At 30.3% G+C, this 24431-nt stretch carries 26 protein-coding genes; 22 read left to right on the plus strand and 4 right to left on the minus strand.

The window, feature by feature from the left end; translation table 11 throughout:
* Window positions 1-7: 7 nt before the first annotated feature.
* The 5 genes from ABWP20_RS08705 (at window position 8) to ABWP20_RS08725 (ending at window position 7670) form a co-directional block, all read left to right on the plus strand.
* Window positions 8-1018 (plus strand): aldo/keto reductase, encoded by a 1011-nt coding sequence (locus tag ABWP20_RS08705; RefSeq protein ID WP_353095408.1) that lies wholly within the window; start codon window positions 8-10, stop codon window positions 1016-1018.
* Window positions 1019-1195: 177 nt separating this feature from the next.
* On the plus strand, window positions 1196-2572 hold the full coding sequence (locus ABWP20_RS08710; RefSeq protein ID WP_353095409.1) for an MATE family efflux transporter: 1377 nt from the start codon (window positions 1196-1198) through the stop codon (window positions 2570-2572).
* Window positions 2573-2641: 69 nt separating this feature from the next.
* Window positions 2642-3436 (plus strand): polysaccharide deacetylase family protein, encoded by a 795-nt coding sequence (locus ABWP20_RS08715; RefSeq protein ID WP_353095410.1) that lies wholly within the window; start codon window positions 2642-2644, stop codon window positions 3434-3436.
* Between the two features lie 141 nt (window positions 3437-3577).
* Complete coding sequence (locus tag ABWP20_RS08720) at window positions 3578-5470, plus strand: ABC-F family ATP-binding cassette domain-containing protein (RefSeq protein ID WP_353095411.1); 1893 nt, start codon at window positions 3578-3580, stop codon at window positions 5468-5470.
* A gap of 16 nt (window positions 5471-5486) precedes the next feature.
* Window positions 5487-7670: a DNA topoisomerase III gene (locus tag ABWP20_RS08725; RefSeq protein ID WP_353095412.1), complete on the plus strand. Its 2184-nt coding sequence runs from the start codon at window positions 5487-5489 to the stop codon at window positions 7668-7670.
* Window positions 7671-7788: 118 nt separating this feature from the next.
* On the opposite strand, the gene ABWP20_RS08730 is transcribed toward ABWP20_RS08725, so the two are convergent.
* From ABWP20_RS08730 to ABWP20_RS08745, 4 genes are all read right to left on the minus strand, one after another.
* The gene (locus ABWP20_RS08730) at window positions 7789-8241 is read right to left on the minus strand and encodes a DUF5412 family protein (protein ID WP_353095465.1); all 453 of its coding nucleotides are present in this window, start codon (window positions 8239-8241) and stop codon (window positions 7789-7791) included.
* Window positions 8242-8305: 64 nt separating this feature from the next.
* Window positions 8306-8548: a hypothetical protein gene (locus ABWP20_RS08735; protein ID WP_353095413.1), complete on the minus strand. Its 243-nt coding sequence runs from the start codon at window positions 8546-8548 to the stop codon at window positions 8306-8308.
* On the minus strand, window positions 8545-9696 hold the full coding sequence (locus ABWP20_RS08740; RefSeq protein ID WP_353095414.1) for a M56 family metallopeptidase: 1152 nt from the start codon (window positions 9694-9696) through the stop codon (window positions 8545-8547). Before ABWP20_RS08740 ends, ABWP20_RS08735 begins: the two co-directional genes overlap by 4 nt.
* Before the next feature lie 5 nt (window positions 9697-9701).
* Window positions 9702-10109, minus strand: coding sequence for a BlaI/MecI/CopY family transcriptional regulator (locus tag ABWP20_RS08745; RefSeq protein WP_353095415.1), 408 nt, complete (start codon window positions 10107-10109; stop codon window positions 9702-9704).
* Between the two features lie 564 nt (window positions 10110-10673).
* Here ABWP20_RS08745 and ABWP20_RS08750 point away from each other — a divergent pair.
* From ABWP20_RS08750 to ABWP20_RS08830, 17 genes are all read left to right on the plus strand, one after another.
* Complete coding sequence (locus ABWP20_RS08750) at window positions 10674-11453, plus strand: hypothetical protein (protein WP_353095416.1); 780 nt, start codon at window positions 10674-10676, stop codon at window positions 11451-11453.
* Between the two features lie 321 nt (window positions 11454-11774).
* Window positions 11775-13430: a phosphoenolpyruvate carboxykinase (ATP) gene (locus tag ABWP20_RS08755; protein WP_353095417.1), complete on the plus strand. Its 1656-nt coding sequence runs from the start codon at window positions 11775-11777 to the stop codon at window positions 13428-13430.
* 109 nt (window positions 13431-13539) lie between these two features.
* Window positions 13540-14373 (plus strand): CvfB family protein, encoded by an 834-nt coding sequence (locus ABWP20_RS08760; protein ID WP_353095418.1) that lies wholly within the window; start codon window positions 13540-13542, stop codon window positions 14371-14373.
* Between the two features lie 23 nt (window positions 14374-14396).
* A complete protein-coding gene (locus ABWP20_RS08765; RefSeq protein ID WP_353095419.1) occupies window positions 14397-14927 on the plus strand; it encodes a TDE2712 family protein in 531 nt (176 codons plus the stop codon).
* Window positions 14928-14950: 23 nt separating this feature from the next.
* Window positions 14951-15271: a putative heavy metal-binding protein gene (locus tag ABWP20_RS08770; RefSeq protein ID WP_353095420.1), complete on the plus strand. Its 321-nt coding sequence runs from the start codon at window positions 14951-14953 to the stop codon at window positions 15269-15271.
* 140 nt (window positions 15272-15411) lie between these two features.
* Window positions 15412-16776, plus strand: coding sequence for a 23S rRNA (uracil(1939)-C(5))-methyltransferase RlmD (gene rlmD / locus ABWP20_RS08775; protein ID WP_353095421.1), 1365 nt, complete (start codon window positions 15412-15414; stop codon window positions 16774-16776).
* Between the two features lie 219 nt (window positions 16777-16995).
* Window positions 16996-17892, plus strand: coding sequence for a hypothetical protein (locus ABWP20_RS08780; protein WP_353095422.1), 897 nt, complete (start codon window positions 16996-16998; stop codon window positions 17890-17892).
* A 200-nt stretch (window positions 17893-18092) separates the two neighbouring features.
* Entirely contained in the window at window positions 18093-18782 is a 690-nt protein-coding gene (locus ABWP20_RS08785) for a hypothetical protein (RefSeq protein ID WP_353095423.1), read from the plus strand.
* Window positions 18783-18798: 16 nt separating this feature from the next.
* Window positions 18799-19995 (plus strand): antirestriction protein ArdA, encoded by a 1197-nt coding sequence (locus tag ABWP20_RS08790; RefSeq protein WP_353095424.1) that lies wholly within the window; start codon window positions 18799-18801, stop codon window positions 19993-19995.
* The gene (locus ABWP20_RS08795) at window positions 19988-20281 is read left to right on the plus strand and encodes a DUF4314 domain-containing protein (protein WP_353095425.1); all 294 of its coding nucleotides are present in this window, start codon (window positions 19988-19990) and stop codon (window positions 20279-20281) included. The genes ABWP20_RS08790 and ABWP20_RS08795 overlap by 8 nt, the downstream gene beginning before the upstream one ends.
* Window positions 20278-21297 (plus strand): hypothetical protein, encoded by a 1020-nt coding sequence (locus ABWP20_RS08800; RefSeq protein ID WP_353095426.1) that lies wholly within the window; start codon window positions 20278-20280, stop codon window positions 21295-21297. Before ABWP20_RS08795 ends, ABWP20_RS08800 begins: the two co-directional genes overlap by 4 nt.
* A 65-nt stretch (window positions 21298-21362) precedes the next feature.
* Complete coding sequence (locus ABWP20_RS08805; RefSeq protein WP_353095427.1) at window positions 21363-21650, plus strand: hypothetical protein; 288 nt, start codon at window positions 21363-21365, stop codon at window positions 21648-21650.
* Between the two features lie 125 nt (window positions 21651-21775).
* Window positions 21776-22114 (plus strand): hypothetical protein, encoded by a 339-nt coding sequence (locus tag ABWP20_RS08810; RefSeq protein WP_353095428.1) that lies wholly within the window; start codon window positions 21776-21778, stop codon window positions 22112-22114.
* Window positions 22115-22132: 18 nt separating this feature from the next.
* Window positions 22133-22960: a DNA adenine methylase gene (locus ABWP20_RS08815; RefSeq protein ID WP_353095429.1), complete on the plus strand. Its 828-nt coding sequence runs from the start codon at window positions 22133-22135 to the stop codon at window positions 22958-22960.
* 18 nt (window positions 22961-22978) lie between these two features.
* The gene (locus ABWP20_RS08820) at window positions 22979-23479 is read left to right on the plus strand and encodes a hypothetical protein (RefSeq protein WP_353095430.1); all 501 of its coding nucleotides are present in this window, start codon (window positions 22979-22981) and stop codon (window positions 23477-23479) included.
* A 134-nt stretch (window positions 23480-23613) separates the two neighbouring features.
* On the plus strand, window positions 23614-24165 hold the full coding sequence (locus ABWP20_RS08825; RefSeq protein ID WP_353095431.1) for a YodL domain-containing protein: 552 nt from the start codon (window positions 23614-23616) through the stop codon (window positions 24163-24165).
* Between the two features lie 26 nt (window positions 24166-24191).
* Window positions 24192-24422, plus strand: a complete 231-nt coding sequence (locus ABWP20_RS08830) for a DUF6133 family protein (protein ID WP_503012521.1) — start codon at window positions 24192-24194, stop codon at window positions 24420-24422.
* Window positions 24423-24431: the final 9 nt, after the last annotated feature.

Here is a 24431-nt window from a genome sequence, read left to right on the forward strand (position 1 = left end):
ATTGTTCTTGGAGAAGAGAGTACTAGGGAAAACTAATTTAGAAGTATCTGTAATTGGCTTTGGGGGAATTCCTATACAACGAGTTGACGGTGAAATGGCAGTTAAATTAATCCAAGAATCATATAATCAAGGCATAAACTTCATAGATACTGCTAGAGGATATAATGAATCTGAGGATTTAATAGGACAGGCATTAGAAAAAATAGGCAGAGATAAGTTTGTACTAGCTACAAAGTCTATGAAAAGAGATTATAATGGGATGCTCGAAGAACTAGGAATTAGTTTGAAAAATCTTAGAACTGATTATATAGATTTATTTCAATTTCATAATATTAGAAGCTTTGAAGAATTGGATTTTATTTTAAGTGACGATGGAGCATTTAAGGCATTAAAGGAAGCTAAAGAAAAAGGTATGGTAAAGGAAATAGGTATAACTTCTCACAATCCAGATATATTGAGTAAAGCCATAGATACAGGAGAATTTGCTACTATACAATGTCCATATAATCCTGTTGAACAGCAGGCAGAAGAGGTATTCAAAAAGGCTAAGGAAATGAATATTGGAGTAATAGTTATGAAACCATTGGCAGGTGGTGCTATTACTAACGGAGAACTATCCCTTAGGTTTATAGTGGATAATCCTAATATATCTGTAGTCATTCCTGGAATGGATACTTTAGAACAAGTAAGTTCCAATGCATCAGTAGGTATAAATAAAAGAAAATTGACTGAGGAAGAAGAAAAGAAATTATTTAAAGAGGCAAATTCTTTAGGCTCTGAGTTTTGCAGAAGATGTGGATATTGTCTGCCATGTCCTCAAAGTATAGATATACCATCTCAATTTTTAATGGAAGGTTATTATACTAGATACAATTTGAAAGAATGGGCAAAGTCAAGATATGATGCCATGGAAAAAAGAGCAGTACATTGTGTAGAATGTGGTTTATGTGAAAGTAAATGTCCATACAATCTACCAATAAGGAAGATGCTTAAAAATGTAGTAGAAAAGTTAGGATAGTTTAGTTATGATGAATATGGTAATATAAATATTTTCGTATAAATAGGATATAAAATAATATAAGTTAAATGAAATCATTTAACTTATATTATTTTATTTTACTACTTCTTTTTTTAAGATAAGATGATATAATAAATATATATTTAGCGACACGAAATATATAGAAAGTGGTGGAATATGAATAAACAAGATAAAACAGAAATGATATTAAAAGGAAGTATTTATAAAGTTCTTATTACACTATCTATACCAATTATGATTAATAGTCTTATACAAACATTATATAACTTAGCAGATGGAGTATTTGTAAGCTGGATTTCTTCAGTTCATTTTGCAGCTACGGCTTTTGTTTGGCCTGTGAACTTTTTATTTATATCCTTGGGAATCGGTTTATCTATAGCAGGAACTTCAATTCTATCTCAATTAGTTGGAGGAGGAAGAATTGATGAAACTAAAGAATATTCTACTCAATTAATAGCAATTACCATAATAAGTGCAATATCATTTACGATTATAGGCTATATAAGCAGTCCAATTATTATTAGATTAATGGGAGCTACAGGGGACTTATTTACTTTGAGTAATACTTATTTAAGAATTACTTTTTTAGATTTACCATTTATGTTTTTGTTTTTTAATATTAACTCTATTATGAATGCACAGGGAGATACTGTATTACCAACTATACTTAGTGGGATTTCAGCAGTTATAAATGTAGTTTTAGATCCTATATTTATATTTAAATTTGATTGGGGTATTGCAGGTGCGGCTTGGGCTACATTAATATCTAGAGTATTTTTAGCAGTAGTAGGATTTATGATGTTATTTAGTGAGAAAAATAAAATTAGACCAGATTTTAAAGAATTTAAATTTAATAAAAAGATAATCAAGGAGATAGTTAATATAGGAATACCATCTGCAATAGGTCAATCGGGAGCTTCATTGGGATTTATTGTATTAAATGGGTTTATAGTTACTTATGGAACAGCTACAATGGCAGCTTATGCCATGGTTAATAGAATAACATCCTTAATAATGCAGCCATCTATGGGGTTAGGTTCTGCTTTAACTGCCATAGTAGGGCAGAATATGGGTGCAAATCAAATTGATAGGGTAAAGGAATCCTTCCGCAAGGCTTTAAAGCTTACATTAATCATAGGAATCATGGGGTGTATATTGCTAATAGCCTTCGATAAGCCTATTATTAATTTTTTTATGCGTTCAAAGGATGATTTATCAGTTATAGATTTAGCTTTAGTTTATTTATTCTATACGTCTTTATCTATGCCATTGATGGGTATATTTAGCGTATTACAGGGCCTATTCCAAGGGTCTGGAAATACTAAGTATTCTATGGCAATGGAAATAGGAAGACTTTGGTTTGTAAGACTTCCAATGATATTATTATTTAAAAACTTTACAAACTGGGGTCCTACTGGAATTTGGTTCTCTATGAGTTTTAGTAATCTTATAGTTTGTCTATATGGTTATGGAGTTTATAGAAGAAATGGATGGCAAAAAACTGTACTTAAAGCAGATACCGTTTCTAATTAAGAGTTGATTTAGGATAAATTTTCATATTGAAGACTTTATTTAAAAGTGATACAATAAATCGGATAAACAATGACGAAAGGAGATGATTACATACGAAAACTATGGATTAAGGTTGTTTTTTTACTTGCCTGTATTGCTGTGATTTTTTATGCTAGTTTAGATAGAGTTCCTGTACTTTTATATCATCACATATTGCCTGAAGAGGATATTATAAACTATGGCTGGGAAAATAATAATAGTGTTTTAAGTCTTGAAAAGTTTAATGAGCAAATGAAACATCTACATGAAAATGGTTACTATACAATAACCGTAGATGAACTTGAAGAGTTTATGAATGGAAAATTAAAACTTCCTAAAAAGACTGTAGTTATAACCTTTGATGACGGCTATCTAAGTAATGCAGTATATGCTTATCCTATAATGAAAGAATATGGAATGAAAGGAACTATTTTTTCAATAGGAGAATTGGCAACTAGAGAAAAGACGGAATTTGATCCTCAAGGATTACAATTTATTTCTATAGAGGATATGGAAAAATACAAAGATGTATTTTTATTTGCTTCCCATACATATGATTTGCATCATCAAGATGAAAATGGAATTCCATTTTTAAAATCTCTTCCCAAAGAAAGGATAGTAGAGGATTTAACTAAAAATATGGAATTATTAAAATCCAATTATATAGCTTATCCCTTTGGAGAATATAATAAGGATTCCATTAAATGTGCTAAGAAAGCAGGATATAAACTAGGATTTACAGTAAGACGAGGGTATGTATGCAGATATACTAGAAGATTTAAGATTCCTAGAATAATTATAAGTCAAGATATAGATTTAGATAAGTTTATATCTTTCCTAAAATAGATTGCTGGAATGAGGTCATTTTAAAACAACTAAATAAATAAAAAAATACAAAAAACGGAGATTTAATTCTCCGTTTTTGTCTTGTATATACAATATATGTTATAATATTGAGTTAGAAAACTCAAATGAAAGGGTAATATTATGAATCTAATATCTATAGAAAATTTATCAAAGGCATATAGTGAGAAACAATTATTTAAGGATATAAATTTTGGAATAAATGATGGAGACAAAATAGGTCTTATAGGTGTAAATGGCACTGGTAAGACTACATTTCTAAAAATTATAGCAGGTATAGAAGAACCTGATTGTGGACGAGTAATTAAAGGAAATGATGTAAATATTGAATATTTACCCCAAGATATAGACTTTGATCTTGAATTAACTGTAGTAGAACAGGTTTTTAAAGGTAATTCTAAAAATATTCAATTAGTAAGAAAATATGAAGAAGCCATAATGAATCCAAGTACAAAGAGCGAAGAAATTCTAAGATTAACTGAAAAAATGGATGAAGCAAATGCATGGGATTTAGAATCTGAGGCAAAGGCAGTATTGACCCAACTGGGAATTACAAACTTTAATGAAAAAATAGGTAATTTATCTGGTGGTCAAAGGAAAAGAGTAGCCTTAGCATCAGCCTTAATAAACCCTTGTGAACTACTTATATTAGATGAGCCTACAAACCATTTAGATAATACTACAATAGACTGGCTTGAAGAGTACCTAAGTAGGAGAAAGGGAGGACTTCTTATGATTACCCATGATAGATATTTCCTAGATAGGGTAGTCAACCAAATAATTGAATTAGATAAGGGAAATATTTATTCATATAGCGGTAATTATAACTATTTTTTAGAGAAAAAATTAGAGAGAGAAGAAATAGAGGTAGCCAGCGAAAGGAAAAGACAATCTTTGCTTAGAAAAGAATTGGCTTGGATGATGAGAGGAGCAAGGGCTAGAAGTACAAAACAAAAAGCTAGGATCGAGCGTTTCAATGATTTAAATAATAGAGAATTAGAACTATCTAATGAGAAACTTGATATATCTGTTGGAGGAACAAGATTAGGCAGAAAAATAATTGAAATAAATAATATAGAAAAATCCTTTGATGGGAAAAAGGTTATAGATGACTTTAGTTATGTTGTTTTAAGAGACGATAGGGTAGGTATTCTTGGGCCAAATGGCAGTGGAAAGTCAACCTTAATGAATATTATTTCAAGTAAACTTGAACCTGATAAGGGAACAGTAGATATAGGGGAAACAGTAAAGATTGGAGCATTTTCTCAAGAAAACTTAAATATGGATAATAATCTTAGGGCTATTGAATTTATAAAGGAAGGCGGAGAATATATTGAAACATCTGATGGAGAAAAAATATCAGCTTCACAGATGATGGAAAGATTTTTATTTCCTAAGGAGCTTCAATGGACACCTATAGGAAAACTATCTGGAGGAGAGAAAAGAAGACTTCATCTTCTTAGGGTTCTGATTGAGGCACCAAATGTACTTCTTCTAGATGAACCTACAAATGATTTAGATATAGCTACATTGACTGTATTAGAAGAATATATAGAAGAATTCCCTGGAGCAGTAATTATAGTGTCCCATGATAGGTATTTGTTAGATAAAGTAGTTGATAAATTATTTGTTTTTGAAGGAAATGGAAAAATAGTAGGATATACTGGGAATTATGAATATTTCAAAGAGATTTACAAAGCTGAAAAAGAAAATAATCAAATAGAGAATAAAACAGAAAAGAAAGAAAAAGAAAAACCAAAGGAAAATAATAAATCCCTTAAATTTTCTTATAATGAACAAAGAGAATGGAATGAAATAGATGATATTATTGCTAAATTAGAGGATGATATTGTTCAAATAGATATGAAAATAGAAGAGTATTCTACTGATTATTCTAAACTTCAAGAGCTTATGACTAAAAAGGAAAAAATAGAAAAGACATTGGAAGAGAAAATGGAAAGATGGCTTTATCTTAATGAATTAGCAGAAAAGATAGAAGAACAAAAAAAGAATTAAACGAGAGGATGTTTATATGAGTAAGATATTAGTTTTAGCGGAGAAACCTTCTGTAGGAAGGGATATAGCTAGAGTGTTAAATTGCAAAAAAAAGGGGAATGGATGCATAGAGGGAGATAAATATATTGTAACATGGGCATTGGGCCATTTAGTTACATTGGCTGATCCAGAGCAATATAATAAAAAATATAAAACTTGGAATATGGAAGACCTTCCAATGCTGCCAGATAGAATGAAACTAGAAGTAATAAGACAAAGCAGTAAACAATTTTATTCTGTTAGGGAGCAAATGAATAGGAAGGATGTAGGAGAGATTATCATAGCTACAGATGCTGGAAGAGAGGGAGAGCTTGTAGCTAGATGGATTATAGAAAAAGCTAATATAAAGAAACCAATTAAAAGACTATGGATTTCGTCAGTTACAGATAAAGCTATAAAAGATGGATTTAATAATCTAAAGGATGGCAGATTATATGAAAATCTTTATAGTTCAGCAGTTGCAAGAGCTGAAGCAGACTGGATCGTAGGTATAAATGGAACCCGTGCACTTACAGTAAAATATAATGCCCAATTATCCTGTGGTAGAGTACAGACCCCTACATTATCTATGATTGCACAAAGAGAAGAAGAAATCAAAAGATTTGTACCAAAAGATTATTATGGAATTGCAGCTAATACAAAGGAATTAAAATTAACATGGCAAGATAATAATACTAAGGATATAAAAACCTTTGATAAGGGGAAATCCGATAAAATATTAGAATCAATCAAAAGCAAAGATGCTAAGGTAGTAGAAGTGGAAAAATCTCTTAAAAAGAAATATTCACCAGCACTATATGATTTAACTGAATTACAAAGAGATGCAAATAGGATATTTGGTTATTCTGCAAAGGAAACTTTATCTATAATGCAAAGACTATATGAAAACCATAAGATATTAACGTATCCAAGGACAGATTCACGATATATATCTGATGATATTGTAGGAACATTAAAGGATAGAATAAAATCTTGCGGTATAGGACAATATCAAAAAATTGCATCTAAGATACTTAATTCTCCTATAAAGGCGAATAAATCCTTTGTAGATAATTCTAAGGTAACAGACCACCATGCTATTATTCCTACAGAACAAAGAGTATTATTATCAGAGTTAAATGATAATGAAAGAAAAATATATGATTTAGTAGTTAAAAGATTTTTGTCAGTACTTTATGCACCTTTTGAATATGAACAAACAGTAATTAAAGCTAAAATTGGTGATGAGAATTTCATAGCTAAAGGAAAGAGAACCATATCATTAGGATGGAAGGAAGTATATTCAAATAATTATTATGATGAAGATGAAGAAGAAAATGAAGATCAAAACCTTCCAGTAATTAATAAAGGTGATACTCTAAAGGTAACATCACTAGGGCAAAGCACAGGAAAAACCAAACCGCCAGCACCATTTAACGAAGGAACATTACTTCAAGCCATGGAAAATCCAGTGAAATATATGAGTGATGAAAGTAAAACACTTAAAAAGATAATAGGAGAAACAGGCGGTATTGGTACAGTAGCCACTAGGGCAGATATAATTGAAAAATTATTTAATACATTTTTAATTGAGAAAAATGGTAAAGATATATTTATTACATCAAAGGGAAAACAATTACTGGATTTAGTACCAGAAGAGTTAAAATCCCCAGCATTAACTGCAGAATGGGAGCAAAAACTAGGACTTATTTCTCAAGGTAAGCTAAATAAAAATAGTTTCATAAAGGAAATGAAGGAATACTCTAAAATTGTAGTTAAAGAGATAAAAAACAGTGATGAAACATTTAGACATGATAATATGACTAGAAATAAATGTCCTGAATGTGGAAAGTTCATGCTAGAGGTAAAAGGAAAAAAAGGTAAAATGTATGTATGCCAAGATAGGGAATGTGGATATAGGAAGAGTATATCTAAGATAACAAATGCAAGATGTCCAAATTGTAAGAAGAAGTTAGAGTTAAGAGGAGAGGGAGAAGGACAAATATTTGCTTGCTCATGTGGATATAGAGAAAAACTATCTACATTTAACGAAAGAAAGGCAAAGGAAAAGAACAATATATCTAAGCGAGAAGTAACTAACTATATGAAACAGCAAAAGAAGGCAAAAACAGAGCCAATAAATACTGATTTAGCAGATGCATTATCAAAACTTAAATTTTGATATAATAACATAATTATTTAGATAATAGAAGGACCGAAACAAAAATATTAGGGGATATTATAAATCTCTATTCTATTTTGTTATTCTTAACAATAAAAGCCATTAAAATTTGAATATTTTAATGGCTTTTATTGTTGAATTTATTTTGAAATAATTTACGACGATAATCATATTTATCCTCATTGACATTTAATTGAATTCCATTAATTGAAACTGTTTCGGAATCAACCCAATAATTATCAACCCAATAACTATATATAGTACCATCTTTATCCATGTGCTTTAAAGTATCACTTTTAACTTCTTGCCAAAATATGGTTTTTGCGAGGTTTTTTTTATTATCTGGAAGTTTATTGATATCAGCCATTATATATGCGGTATCACTCTCCTTATTTTCCTTATAAATAGTTATGCCCATTCTGTAGTTTTCATCAGGAGATTTTATTAGATGAGCAAGAAAAGAAAATCTGTAATTTGTTATATCAATACGATAATAATTGTTATATACACTATAACTTATAAATATAATAACAATTACTATCATAATAAATATTAGTTTCTTATATATAATTTATCCCTCCCTCGAAAATTATAAATGAATTGCTAATATTGAAAGAACCATAGGCTTAATTATTCTACTCTACATCAGTCCAATGATCATCTATCCAATGTCCATAGGTAACAGACCATAATCTTCTCTGTAATTTACCATTATGAATTCGATATTTATACTCTTTTACTTCTGCACGTGGCATTATCTGAGAATGGCTAATAACTTGTGAACTTTCCGTAGTTGTTAAAATATCACCAGCATAAACATACGTTTTGCTATGAATGATAGTTATAAACGCTAAAACAACTAAAAAACTTTTTTTCATTTTAACGCTCCTTTGCTATTTTTTATTTTGATGCCAACATTAAGCAACTCGTGAAGTTGGCTTGGTGTTAGCTCATAGAATTCATCTTCCTCATAATATAAATAATATGATTCATTTAAATTGATAATATATGCTGTGTCTATATCAATTGCTAATCCACTACCATCATCTTCTAAATAGTCATCAATAGAGGGTATGTATGCTGGCTGTATAGTTATGGAATAAGTAATAATAAATAGTAACATAGCAAAAACAATTGGTAAAGTTTTGTTTTTATTTAAGTCAAAATCATAATTAAATACCATTTCAAATCTTTGTTTTATATTCTTTATTTGATTTTGATTACCAAAACTTGAGGTTACTAAAAATTTATTGATATTGTTAGACGAAGCTTCAACTGTGTGCATTAAAGTGTTTAAATACGCTATCTTCTCTTTAGTGTTTAAATCTTTACTAATATACGAATCACACTTTAATTCTAAAGAATGTGATAATATATCTCTTAACAAATAAATAATAGGATTCCACCAATATATAATGCAAATAATCTGTATAATTAATTTTAGCCACAAATCTTTATGAACCCAATGTATTAGTTCATGATCTAATATGTAATATAATTCCGTTTCATTATAATTTATGTTCGGAAGATAAATAGTTGGACTAAAGTATCCAAAAATAAATGGTGTAGATATGTTATCACATAATATAATTTTTATGTCAATATTATATCCACGAGATTTTTGGATCTTTTTTAATATATTCATAATGGATTTTGAGGAATGAATATTTATTCCACTGATAGTTAGTATATGTATAGAATGAAAGTCTTTTATAAGTAGTACAGCAGATATCACAGAACCAATTATTGATGTTAAATATAAAAATGATGATACTTTATATCCCATAAATGTACTATTATATATATTATAAATTTTAGTCAATATATTAAAGGAAGGTAATACTATAGTATGAGATGTTTCAAATGGAAATATAGCACGTAATAAGCAAGCTAACAGTGGCATTAAAATAAAATATATACCATATCTACATATAAATGAATTATTTCTCATACAAAGGAATATTAAAATAATTAATAAACTAATGATAAGTTGTGTTGATATAAAAGTAAAAATTGAAAAATTCACAACTATCACTCTCTCTTCTTATCATTGGATTTTTCATCTATAATTTTCTGCAATTCTCTTTTTAATTCATTTTGTTCCTCAAAACTTACTTGATTTTTTATTAATGCTGCTACGATTTTGGGTATAGATTTATTTGAAAATGATTTATTTTGTTGAATTTGTATTACGGTATAATCTTCAAAAGAAATTGTTGGTTTGAAAGTTCTGGCATATGCCTTATTATTTCGAATAAATCCATCTACTTCTATAGCACCTTTCTTTAGTAATGAATTTAATAGTATATGAATCGAACTTTTCTTCCACGTTGAATTTCGCGATAATTCAACTATTTCAGAACTTGTTAAGGCTCGTTGTTCCTTCCATAGTATTTCCATAACTTCAATTTCTTTTATTGTGAGTTGTTGAACTATCATTTAAATGCACCCTTTCAAAGTATTATGTAATTATTATATCTACTATTTTATAGTATATTATTTATCTTGTTTTTTTGCAACCATTATATCTTCCTATGTTGATCAATATAAATATTAATGATATGATATAAACATTGACGATTGATATATATATGAATAGATGATCCGTCTTCTAAATTCTAATATATTCCTAAAATTTCAAAGTGTTTTTTAATAGTACTTAATGCTAACGCTTTTAACAGTGAATTAGTTTCATCTGAAACTAATATGTTTTCAAATAATTCATTTATAAGAGCTTGAGTTTCATTCTTTAAAAGGAGTGAATAATGATGAGCAAACATATGATATAAAATTTGATGTTTTACTGATTTTGTAGCTGCTAAAGAGATAGATAGAGCCTTAAGAAGGTAATCTTTATTTTTGACATGAATTTAAATTGATATCTTCAGATGCCCTTAAATAAATATAAGAAAATGTGGAGGTGATTTCAGCTAGAGTATATTAAAAGATATGTATGTAAATAGAACTATAATTATCTTATAGTTTATAGAAAGGAGGTTTTGTATGAAAAAAATTGCAGCAAAGTTTTTTCCATTATATTTGGCTTTACTTATAGTTATTTTACTATCATTAAATGTTTTTGCTGAAAGTAAAGGCTATAATTTTCTAGGATTTAAGTTTTATAACCTTGATGAAAGAAATTCTTTAATTGCAAATGCAGATGATGAAAAAAGTCAAGCTAATATTAAAATTGAAAAAGCTAACAAAGAGGTAGCTAAAACAATTAAAGAGGAAGTAGGAATTGATGTAGAAGTTAAGGAAGGTATTTTAACTTATGAACCTGAAAAAGCTATATCTGCAAGAAATGATGAAACAGCTAAAATAATCAAGAAAGCCAACGGAATTGGTGTAGAAGTAACTGAGGGGATCCTATATATAGAGCCTGAAAAAGCAAAATCTAATAACAACTATAAATTATATGAAAAGGAACTGGAAGATAATATTAAACCAGATATATTATTTTTAAACTATCCTTATGAATATGAGCATAGTGGAATGAAGAACTTTTCATATTCAGAATATTTATTTAAACTTAATACTGAGTTTACTTCTCATAGTAAAGCCTTTTCTCATGCAGATTTCTACAGTCAGGATGATTTCTATATGTTTACTATAAGTAGAGGTAATTCAGATAATATACCTTATATATCGGCAGATATATATGAAAGTGATATTCATAATAATTCCGATAATGAGATTAATTCTTATTATATTATTTCTTACAATGATGGAAATACCTCTGCTTCTCAAGATGTATATTACTTTATAAATTGTTTGCCATAATACTATATTGAATTTTATAATTCAAATTGTTAGTATCTGCTTTCAGCGAGAGGATGAAAAAACGTTAAACTTATTGGGCGGCTGGAGATTTCTTTAATCTTGATGATCGTATATTCTAGAGGGAAAGTAAGCAATATGTTACCGTTATAGGTACCCTATTGCTTTTACTATTTAATTTTTTAATATAGAATGTACAAATCCTATATATAAGAAAAAAGTATAACATATTTAGTGATAAAATATATCATACCTTGTTCCAAATATTTAATGTATCTGTTATAATATGAGTGAGTATTATTGAATATTATAAGGGGGTCAACAATGGCGACAATAGCAAACTATAGAAGAGAAGATATAAATAAGGATAATCCTATCTTTTCTCCTATACGTACTACAATTGAATCTACTTTTTATGGAAATAATGTGGTTAAGGTTTCTTCATTATCAGAAGCATATAAGTTAGCGAGGGATTCATCAGGTACCATAGTTACGGACATGCCTGTATTTAGGCCAATGGAATTAGGATTAGATGAAGGTTCTAAAATACTTCTATTTAATGATGGTGAGATAACAGGAAGATTTGCAGGAGCAAGAGTCATTATAGGAGAACATAATGTAGATGAAGGACAACTTTCAGGTATTGCAAGGGAAGCAGTTTTTCATACAAGATATAAAAAACTATATCATGCTCAGGTACTTATAGGTCTTCATGAAGATTTTATGGTAAAAGCCCATTTACTAATTCCAGAAGGATATGAAAATACAATGTATAGTTGGATGTTAAATTTCCAATATATTACAGAAGAGTATATAAAGATGTACAAGAATTCTGTTAAGTTACCAGAAGGGGATATCTATATATTATCTATTCCAGAATATTATCCTCCTACTCATCCAAATGGATTAGCATTATTTGATCCTAATCATAATTGTGCTTTATTATGTGGTATGAGATATTTTGGAGAACATAAGAAAGGAACATTGACTTTAGCTTGGGGTATAGCAAATAGAAATGGATTTGCATCATGTCATGGTGGTATGAAAAGATATAATTTACCAAATAATGAAAAGTATACAATAGGTGTTTTCGGTTTGTCAGGTTCAGGTAAATCTACAATTACTCATGAAAAACATGATGGAAGATATGATATAAAAATTCTTCATGATGATGCCTATGTAATATCTACTGAAGATGGTTCATCAGTAGCTTTGGAACCTTCATATTTTGATAAGACTCAAGATTATCCAACAAGCCATCCATCAAATAAATATTTACTTACAGTACAAAACTGTGGAGTAACTCTAGATGATGAAGGAAATAAAGTAATAGTAACTGAGGATATAAGAAATGGTAATGGCAGAGCTGTAAAATCTAAATTATGGGCTGAAAACAGAGTAGATAAAATTGATGAGCCAGTAGATGCAATTGCATGGCTGATGAAAGATGCTACGATTCCCCCAGTGATTAAAATAAATAATCCTGTACTTGCATCAACTATGGGTGCTACACTTGCAACTAAAAGGTCTACAGCAGAAAGGCTGGCTAAGGGTGTAGATATGAATGCTTTGGTTATAGAGCCATATGCAAATCCATTTAGGACCTATCCACTTGAAAATGATTATGAAAAGTTTAAGGAATTATTCGCCAATAGAAATGTAGGATGTTATATATTCAATACAGGACATTTTTTAGATAGGAAGATACCAAAGGAAATTACTCTAAAAATTCTTGAAGATATAGTAACTAAAAAGGCTAAGTTTAAACAACTAGGTAATTTCTCAGATATTGAATTTATGGAAATAGAAGGTTTTATACCAGATATGAATGATGCTGAATATCAAAAAATGTGGATTAACAGTATTAAATACAGGAAAGAATTCTTAATAGATATGGAAACATTTAAAGGCGGAAGAGATAAATTGCCTAAAGAATCGTTGGAGTTATTAGAAAAACTAGAAAAAGAAGTTAATAGTTAATATAAAAGGATGAACTTTGTTCATCCTTTAAAATTTTCCGAAATTATTGAGATAAAATATTGTTATTGTGATAAAATAGAAGTAGAATGAATTACGAAGGAAGTGAATTATGATTAAGCTTGGTAAAGTACAAAAACTAATAATTAAAAGATTTACTTCTGTTGGAGCTTATTTAAATACAAGTGAAGATGCAGAAGAGGATATACTACTTCCTAAATCTCAAATACCAAAGGATTTAAAAGTAGGCGATGAGATAGAGGTAATGGTATATAATGATTCAAAGGATAGAGTGATAGCCACAACCAATAGCGCAAAGGTGCAAGTTGGAGAGATGGGACATCTTATGGTAGTTAGTCAAACAAAGATAGGATCATTCTTAGATTGGGGATTAGAAAAAGATTTATTCTTGCCTTTCAGTGAAACCGTTGGTTCAATCGATAAGGGGAAGGAATATTTAGTTAGCGTATATATAGATAAATCTAATAGAATATGTGCTACTATGAAGATTAAAGATATGCTGAGAACAGATTCACCCTATAAGGAAAATGATAAGATAGAGGGAACAATCTATAGCATAAATAGAGATATAGGTGCCTTTGTGGCAGTGGATGATAAATACGATGGATTAATTCCAAAGAGAGAATTACTTGGAGCCTATGAAGTGGGAGATATGATAGAAGCAAGAGTATCTAAGGTCAAGGAAGATGGAAAACTAGACTTAAGTTTAAGAGATAGGTCTTATGTTCAAATGGATAAAGATGCAAATGCAATCGTATCAAAACTAAAGGAAAACTCTGGATTTCTACCTTTAAACGATAAGAGTTCTCCAGAGATTATAAAGAAAGAGTTGAATATGAGTAAATCAGGATTTAAAAGAGCAATAGGCAGATTATATAAGGAAGGAATTATTACAATAAAAGATAATGGAATTACACTAGATTAACAAAAGGATGGGAGACGATTTAAATGATAAAATCAATAAAAACTAATTTTGAAACAGTAGAAATGATGCTTTATATTTGGCAATCAGTTGCAGAAAGAGAAAAAATAGCAGAGTCCTTTATGATTGAAGTGGCAAATAAAGAAGAGATGAAATACTTATATGGTGAAGAGTTCAACGAAGAATCCGTAAGAAAAGTATTATCAGCAATATCAAATAGAGAGCTTTTAAGTGATTCAACAAAACAAGAAAGAAAGTTTTGGAACAATAATATGTGGATGTTAGAAGACTTAGATAATATGAATAATATGGTTAAACCTGTAAAAACTTTAAATTTAGATGATGTAAAAGGAAAACTAAGTGGAGAAACAAAATATGAAGATTTGGAAGTTATATTTATACCAGGTCATGAAGCAGAATATTATATAGATGATAATAAATTAGTAATTAATTTCTTTAGACTAATGGTGGATTTTATGGATGAAACTAAAGTAAATATATCAGGAAAACCACTTAAGGAATATGTAGAGGAAAAATTATCTGAAATGGTGAAATAATAAATTTAGGAGGCATAAAAAATATGATAACCACTACAACACCAACTATTGAAGGAAAAAAGATAGTGGGATACAAGGGTATAGTTTTTGGAGAAGTAATAGCTGGAGTAGATTTCATCAAGGATTTTGCTGCAAGTTTGACTAATTTCTTCGGTGGAAGGTCTGGAAGCTATGAAGGAGAACTTATACAAGCTCGTGAAGAGGCCATAAAAGAAATGGAATCTAGGGCAAGAGAAATGGGAGCAAATGCAGTAGTGGGAGTAGATATTGACTATGAAGTATTAGGTCAAGGTGGAAATATGCTGATGGTAACTGCTACAGGTACAGCAGTAGTTATAGAATAGTTATAAATACCCTTTTATTAAAAGGGTATTTATATTTTATAGGGGTATATACTATCTAAACATGAAACAGATTAATAATGATGTATTATTCTTTTATAATGTCTTAAATTTTGATAATTAAATAGAGAATGGAGGAAGTTATGGGAATTAATGTAGGGGATGTAGTAAAAGGAAAAATAATTGACTTTACCCATGAAGGTAATGGAGTGTTAAAGATTAATAACTTTACTGTCTTTGTTACTGGGGGAGTAATTGGTGATGAAGTAACAGCAAGAATAGATAAAATTAAAAAGAACTTTGCCATAGGATCAGTAATCAATATCATTGAATCATCAAAAGATAGAATAGCATTAGATTTTAATATAACAGAGGCAAGGGGAGGAATACCCTTTGTTGAATATAAATATTCTAAACAGTTAGAATGGAAGAAAAATAAGGTGAAGATGGACCTTGAAAAAATAGGAGGATTAACCGATGTTGAAGTAAAAGACACTATTGGTATGGCTTACCCCTTTAGATATAGAAACCATGTACAAATACCAGTGGGAGAGGAAAATGGAAAAACTATAATAGGATTTTATGAAGTAAATAGCAATGATATAGTAGATATGGAAGGCAGTATCCTACAACCTGAGATTGGAGATAGGATAGTAAAAATAGTTAGATCATGGATGAATAAATACGATATTAAATCTTATAATAAAAGAAATAAAAAAGGAATACTTCGTCATATAGGTATAAGAATTAATAGAGATAACAAAGCCATGGTAATATTAGTTACTGGAAGTAATAGCTTACCTAAAGAAAAGGAATTGGTAGATATGTTAATTGAAGAAGATGTAATTAGCATTTACCAAAATATCAATAAATTAAACTCATCAATTACATATGGAAAAGAGTATAGGAAGCTTTATGGAGAAGATAGACTTTTAGATTATATAGGAGATTATAAATTTTATCTATCCCCTAATTCCTTCTTTCAAGTAAATAGAACTCAAGCTGAAGTTTTATATAATAAAGCAATTGAATATTTGAATCCAGATAAAAATGATATCATCTATGATTTATACTGCGGAATAGGAACTATTTCACTATATATTGCCTCCAATGCTGAGAAAGTATATGGTATAGAAATAGTAAAAGAAGCCATAGAAGATGCTAAAGAAAATGCAATACTTAATAATATAAAAAATGCAGAATTTATAGCAGGCAAAGCAGAAGAAGTATTCCCTAAATTAATGAAAAAAGGAATCAAAGGAAATAAAATTGTACTAGACCCACCAAGAAAGGGCTGTGAAAAAGAGGTAATAGAGGCAATAGTAAAGATGTCACCAGAAAGAGTAGTATATGTATCCTGCAACTCTACTACTATGGCAAGAGATGTGAAATATTTAGTGGAGAATGGATATAAGGTGGAAGAAGTGCAGCCAGTGGATATGTTTCCGCAGACGGCGCACGTTGAGAGTATAATTCTGATGACGTATTGTGGTTCGAAGGAGAAATAATAGGAACTAACCACAATATATAGTGGTTTGAGGGCGAAATTTGGGTCGAAATCCGGTGGAAAAACACCGTTTTTTGACCCTTAAAAATAGGGTGAAATATAGATGACATAGACTGATCCTGATAATAATCATGGAATTTTTGCAATAAATTATTCTAAATCGAATAAGTAGATGAGATAAGATCTATATTTTAATATAGCGTAAAGGGGTGATTTTATAATGAGTTATTTTGATAAATTATATAATGATTATAGATTTATACTACAAGATAAAACTAATTCTAAATGCTTATTTTTAGGCTGTGATGAGAAAGCGATTAACTCTCATATTATATCAAAAAAGATATTTAAAAAGATATCAAAGGATGGACATGTGTATTGGCTTTTTAAAGGTAAGGAAAAGCATAGTATAAATTATACATATACTTTTCCAGCTTTTTGTAAGGAACATGATCAATCGTTATTCAGGAAAATTGACAGAGAAGATTATAAAATAGGAAATACTGAGCAACAATTTCTATATTTTTACAGGAGTTATGCTGGTGAATTAGTGAAACAAATGAATAAACTCAAGGCAATAGAAGAAAGAGATTATTTTACTGATGGGAAAAATATAACTATGTTTAAGAATCCACCTCAAAACTTAAAAAACCAATATGTACTTTTAAAAGAAAAATTTGATTATTTATCTAATTTATTAAGTAGTGGGAGTTTTGATAAAATAGAAAACTTTGTTTTTACACTTGATAAGCCATATCCAATATGTGTAGGTCAATACTTAAATATAGATAGTGATTTTTATGGAAAACCAATAAAAAAATTAGATACTGGGATAAGTGTAGTAATTTTTCCTCAAGAAGATATAACATATGTAATTATTAGCTGGTTTAAAGAAGATACTATTAATTTTAGTTTTATTTCAAAAACCTTTTCTGAACTCAATCAGGAAGATAAAAGAATTCTTTTATCAATGTTAGTTTTAGGGGGATGTGAGAATATTGCATTTAGTATTGATTATTGGAATAACATTGATGACAAATTTAAGATAAAACTCAAGAAGTTATATTATTCACCAGGAATTGAAGAAGAAATAAATATATTTATTGATAATGAGTAATAGCAGTAATAAAAATGGCTGTGTGATATTAAAAAATTACAGCTTATAAAAGTTTATACTAATTAAATTTATCTTATTTTATAAAAGTACTTATAAATTAAAACTAAATATAGAAACCCAAAGAGGCGAAGTCACGATCAACTTATGATCGATAGGCTTCGTCTTTTTTATTTTAAAATAAAAAGAAAGGACTGAGAACAATGTCAAAGCTATTTATGCAAGGTACATCATTGGAGGGAATAGAACAGTTAATGCTTATGGTGCCAAATTTTCAGCCAAGGAGAAGCGGTATAGTAATTAACAACTATTTTAATTGGGAAGGAGGTGTTAAAGACTGTAATTGCAATGTGATTAATGTTAGGAAGAGATGTGCTACTTGTGGAGATATTTCTTTTGATCCAAAATTAAATATATATGAAATGGAATATAAAGATTTAGTGAAATACTGCTTTGGAAAAATTAAAAATCATTCATTCAAAGATAGGTTGAGACTTCTTACAAGCAACTTTAGAGGAGAGATATTTTTAAATCCTAAGCATAAAGAAAGATTCTATCGTGTGATTTACGAACAAGACCTAGACATCTATGATATATCTCCAAGATACATTGCAGTCATATTTCTCCTGACTTCTGATGAAATACTATGGAATCTCACAGAACATACAGTAAAACCAGATGGATTTGATTTTAATAAGGCTCATCTTAAACAGATTAGTACAGATGGCTATGCCATATATCAAATGGCAAAAACCATATGGACAGGAAAAGAAAGTATTGAGATCAGTGAAATAGCTGATGCGGATTTAATTGATGACAAGGCTTTTAAAGCAATTATTAATACATCACTAATTACAAGATATGGTACAGATATATTTTTAATTACAAAATAGATTGGAGGGATAAAGAATGAACATTACAATCAGAGGATTAGATAATTCAAATAAAAAGATTAGGGATATATGGCTTCCTATGGAAGAAAAACATTTACAGGAAATGTGCAATGACCTTGGAATAGAGATGACAACGGAAGCCAACTGTTATATAGAAAACAGTATAGATAGTAATTTTCAAAAGATATTTAATAATCAATACTGCAATATAGATGAACTAAATTATTTGGCGAAAAGATTGGATGGATTTAGTGCAAATGAAACAAAGAGGTTCTATGCTGCTGCTCATACAGAAAACCCTGAGACAATAGCAGAATTAATAAATTTAAGTTTTAATATACACTGCTATAGTTTAATCACTGACTTCAGTGATTTGCATAGGGTAGGTAAAGATTTATACCTGAGCGAAAAACAGGCAGTGGCATCAAGAGAACTAGATGAACTTGACGGTGAATCTTATGCTATGAATGTAATAAAAGATAATTCTAGTCCTATAATCACACCCTATGGAGTCCTATATAAAAACAGCAATGCACCTGAGCAAGTATATAATAGCAAGCAGTTTCCCCCATATCAATGGAAAGAAACAATAACCACAGTACAGCTGACTTCAAAAGGAGAAAATGAATACATCTATCTTCCTTGTTCCGATATTGAAATTGAAAAGGCACTAATGAGATTAGAAACACCTTACTTACATGACTGTGAAATCGCAATTGATAACCATAGCTTTCATGATAGGATACTAAATATTGTTTTTGCTGATACAATACCAGTAATTAAGGTAGATTCATTAAATAATATAGCAAAGTGCTACAGGGAAATGGGGAATCATGATATATGGTGGTTTGAAAAGCTGATAGATTATGCTAAGCCTCGAACCATTGATGAAGTCCTTGCACTTGCAGATTCGATGCATGAATTTGAACTCTTTGATGGCATTAAAGATATTGAAAGCTATGGAAGATATATGATTTGTGAGTCAGGACGTTTTGAATATGATCCAAATCTTGAAGAATATATTGATTTTAAAAGATACGGAAGAGAGAAAATGGCACAGGAAGATGGAGCATTTTCAAATGAGGGATATATCATCTATCATGGATATAATCAAAAACTTGCCAATTTATTATTTGAAAATCTCGGTATAATGATTCCTGAAGAAATTGGAATAAATCAAAACCAAATAATGGGAGGGATAAAATTTGAATAACAGAAATCAAGTGGAGAGAATTAAAAAGATGTATCCTGCAGGAACAAGAATAGAATTACTTTCAACCATGGATGATCAGCAGGGAGTTGAGAAAGGCACTAAAGGAACAGTAATTTCTGTAGATGATATTGGAACTGTACACATGAAATGGGATAATGGAAGAGGCCTTGGTCTTATTCCCGGAGAAGATAATTTTAAAGTGTTATCCCGTCCGCAAGAAGAAATCAAAGAATCAGAGGAACATTCCAAAGAACAGTCGCAAGGTATGGGAGGTATAAGTTTATGAGAGATTTAAACTATATGTGGAAAAGGCTTGAAGGAACAGAAGAAGAAAAAGCGTATCTGGATAAACGACTTAATGAAATGTCAGTCAAAGAACAATATGTTTTAGAAGGCGCTATTCAAATAATTGGAATATACGATGCATCAGATTTAATCAATCTTACAGAGCAGTTAAGCAGTTTTGATTTTTATTATAGAGCCGCAGACGAAAAATCCCTTGGAGAATATGTAGCAAGACATAAGGAAGATGCTTCTGATGAGGTGCTTCCATTTATAAATACAGAAAAGCTTGGCACAGAATACCACGAAGACTTTGAAGGTGCATTTACAGACAAGGGATATACTATTGAAAGAAACACTATCAAACAAATTTATGACGGTTCAAACTTAGATAAGCTGACTGGAGATGATTGGACTATAAAAATTAAAGTTGGAAGTAAAAAGTACCCAGAAGGCTTATGGATAAACCTGCCTGACTACGGATCTTTTAGTTTAGAACCTGATGAGCTGGATATTGCATTAGATGTACTTGGTATAGATAAGTGGGATGAAGGTTATTTATTAGATGCAAAGTGTATATTCCCAAATATTACAGAATTGAAAGATCAGTATGACACCATAGAAGAATTAATTGATAATGGCAATAATTTAGGCTATGTTTGTGATGAACAAGATCAAGGGAAGGATTTTTTTATGGAGCATTTAGAATCAGCCATGGAAATTGAAGGCTGTACAAGACTTGACTTTGCCTTGGATATTTCTCAAAATTTGGATTGCTATGACTTTATACCAAAGGGTGCTGATTTTGAAAAGTATGGAAGGATTATGGCAGAGAAATGTGGAATCGTAAAACCAGATTCAATACTGGGAGAAAATTTTGACTATGAAAAATATGCCAAGGTAACTATAGAAAAAGAAGAGCTGGAGCCTTGCAAATATGGGTTTATTAAAAGAAATGAAGAGAAGTTCTATTATGAATTCAGCAAAGAATCAGACAGTATAGAAATATCCATGGAATAGCAAATCTTTTAATAGATATATTAAGTAACTTGTGATATATTGTGGTGCTTGAAGGAGGTGGCATCATGGATGATATCGCTAAAATATTGGAAAATGCAGTAACTGAGAGACTGGAAATAGCATATTTTGAATTGATTAAGGAAAATGAGGAAGTAAAGCAAGGAGTTGAAGCAGTAAAGGAATTGAGTATAAAGCTACATGAAAATATCAATATTCCAAAAGAAGTAAGGAGGCAGATTGAAGATTATAAAGACATATCCGACTTTGTAGAAAGGGAGATGCAAAAGTTCATTTATGTAGAAGGAATAAAAGATGGCATTAAGCTGTTAAGAGAACTTGGTGTACTAAAGTAGCGCGGAAGATATCCGTGTTTTTTTATACCCAAAAATAGAGAGGCCGATTGTTAGCTGTAAATTACAGCATAGCAATCGGCCTTTTTTTGCCTAAAAACATGGTAGATGGAAAAGGAGGCAGGGAGGTGGAACATAAATTTTTAATCTATATAAAAGAGTATCATACAGGAAAACAAAAGGCTGTATCCAGTGCATATCTTCAAAATAGATTTTGCATCAGTTCAAGAACTGTAAGGATGCTGGTAAATCAGTTAAGAAATGATGGCAGTCCTATATGCAGCGGTGACAAAGGGTATTATTATGCAGCTGATAGAGAAGAACTTATTGCAAGCATCAGACAGATCTCAAGTCGAATTAGAGAGATATCGAAAGCAAGAATAGGGCTTGTCAAAGCATTGGAACATTTTCCAGATGATAACGGACATCTGAGATTGGATCTTGATAATGAAGAAGAAAAGAGGTGATGAAATATTAATAGTTTTATGAGTTGGATAGGAGGGAAAAAGGCTTTAAGAGAATTGATAGTATCTGTATTTCCTCTTTATTATGAAAGATATATAGAAGTGTTTGGAGGCGGTGGCTGGGTACTATTTCATAAACCACCTGGTAATGATTTTGAAGTTTATAACGATTTTAACGGACTCTTGACCAATCTCTATCGATGTGTAAGAGAGAAACCAAATGAGTTAATTGAGGCACTGCATTTTGTACTAAATTCTAGGGAGGATTTTGACATAGTAAAGGATGCACTCTCAAGGGAAAGTATAGAAAGTGAAGTAATAAAAGCAGCATACTTTTATCAGCTTATTCGATATAGCTATGCATCAGGACTTACCAGTTTCGGCAGCCAGCCCCATGATATGTGGAGCAACTTCCCTTTAATTGAACAGGCACATAGAAGACTCAGCAAAGTTGTAATTGAAAATAAGGATTTTGAAAAGCTGATAAGGCAATATGATCGCCCTATCAGCTTTTTTTATTTAGACCCGCCATATTATGAAACCGAAAAATATTATAAAAATGTAGGAGAAGGTGGATTCCAAGAAAAGGATCATATAAGACTTAGGGATACTTTAATGAATATAGAGGGAAAGTTCTTACTCTCTTACAATGATTGTGACTTTATAAGGGAATTATACGATGCACCTAATATTCAGATTGAAAGCTTTACCCGTATTAACAACATTAAACAGCGATATGATAACGGGGCTCAGTTCCCAGAAATACTTGTAGCAAATTATGATATGCAGGAAAGGAAGGAAAATAATCCTTCACAAATAAACTTATTTGAAATAGAAAATGGACTTTAAAAACAAGGAGGAATCTATATGAAAATTATGAAGGAAAATTCTAATAGTAATATTATTATACCAATTGAGGTATTAAAAGCCTCAAATCTTTTAAATAGTAAAGATATTGAATTAAAAACACTGGAAAATGCATTTGTAGTGATGAAAGAAACTATGAATGCAATGGAACTAATTAAACTAGCTGAAGGACTTAAGAACTTATCAGAAGAGCTAATAGTACATCTTGCAAGTGTTTGTGGCAGATGCCTTGATTGCTCATACTGTGCAGGATTTGAAGAATATGATGAGATTATTGTACCTGATTATCTTTTAGAAGAAGCAGGAATCCCAATAGATGCAAAGCTTTGTGCATATACAGAAGAAGACAGTGGTGAAGTTATAGTTATGCAGGCTGATTATGACTATGATATAGCCGATGTGCCGCAGTTTGTAATCGATATTTTTGAAATATCAGGAATCTGTATTAGGGAGCTAGAAGAAAGATTGATGATGGATGACATTGTCTATGGAGATGAATAATCTTTGGACAAATAATTTTTTAAAAAGGAATTATGAGAGGGGGGATAAGAACCAAAAGAAAACTATTAAGGAAATGAGCAGAGAGCAAAGTTATAAGTAACAAAGTGGCAAAAAAGAAAGACTGGAGGTGGAATATGAGCAGTATTAAGTTGAAAAATGATTGCATTTTCTACTATGGAAATCCTGCAGGGTATGTGGAAAAAGATATTGCAACAGTAGACTCTATGTTTCAAAATGAAGAATTTGAAAACTGGATTTACCAAAGAAAGCTTATACCTAAATGGACAGAAGGAGTATTTGAAAGACTGTCAAAGGGAGATACAGTACATTTTAATGATGAATTATTGATACCTCTAAAAAGTTGTCGTATATGGCAGTTAAGAACCGATGTAAGTCCTGATCGCAAATTTATAGGCTATGAAGAACTTAAAGAAACCTTTGGAGAGCCAGATAAGGATAACTATAAGATTGTCTATGAGGGAGAAATTGAAACCAATGATTTAGAGGAAATATACACGAAGTTTAATCTAAATCATCCCCAAGGATTCACAGGTCATTCTCTTTCCATATCTGATGTAATAGAACTTTATGATAGTACAGGCAGTGAATTTTACTATGTAGATCGATTTGGATTTAAAGAAATTGATTTTGAACAAAAAGAACAAAAACAGGATATGAGTATTTAAAAATTGAAAATATGGAGGAAAACAATATGAGAAATATGTTTAAAAAAGCAAATGAATTCACAATAAGGAAAGCTGTAGCTGTAAAAACAGCAGTAAACAATAATCGTGGTGAAGGATATATTGACACAGCAGTAAAAATCCTTATTGCTGTAGTTTTAGGAGCATTACTTCTAGCAGGACTATATCTGTTATTTGGTGATGTGGTTATGCCAACTTTAAATGAGAGAATTAGAGAAATGTTTAACTATGCAGGTTAAAAGGAGGAA

Origin of the sequence: Tissierella praeacuta (genome assembly GCF_040396155.1) — a bacterium.
GTDB lineage: Bacteria > Bacillota > Clostridia > Tissierellales > Tissierellaceae > Tissierella > Tissierella praeacuta_A.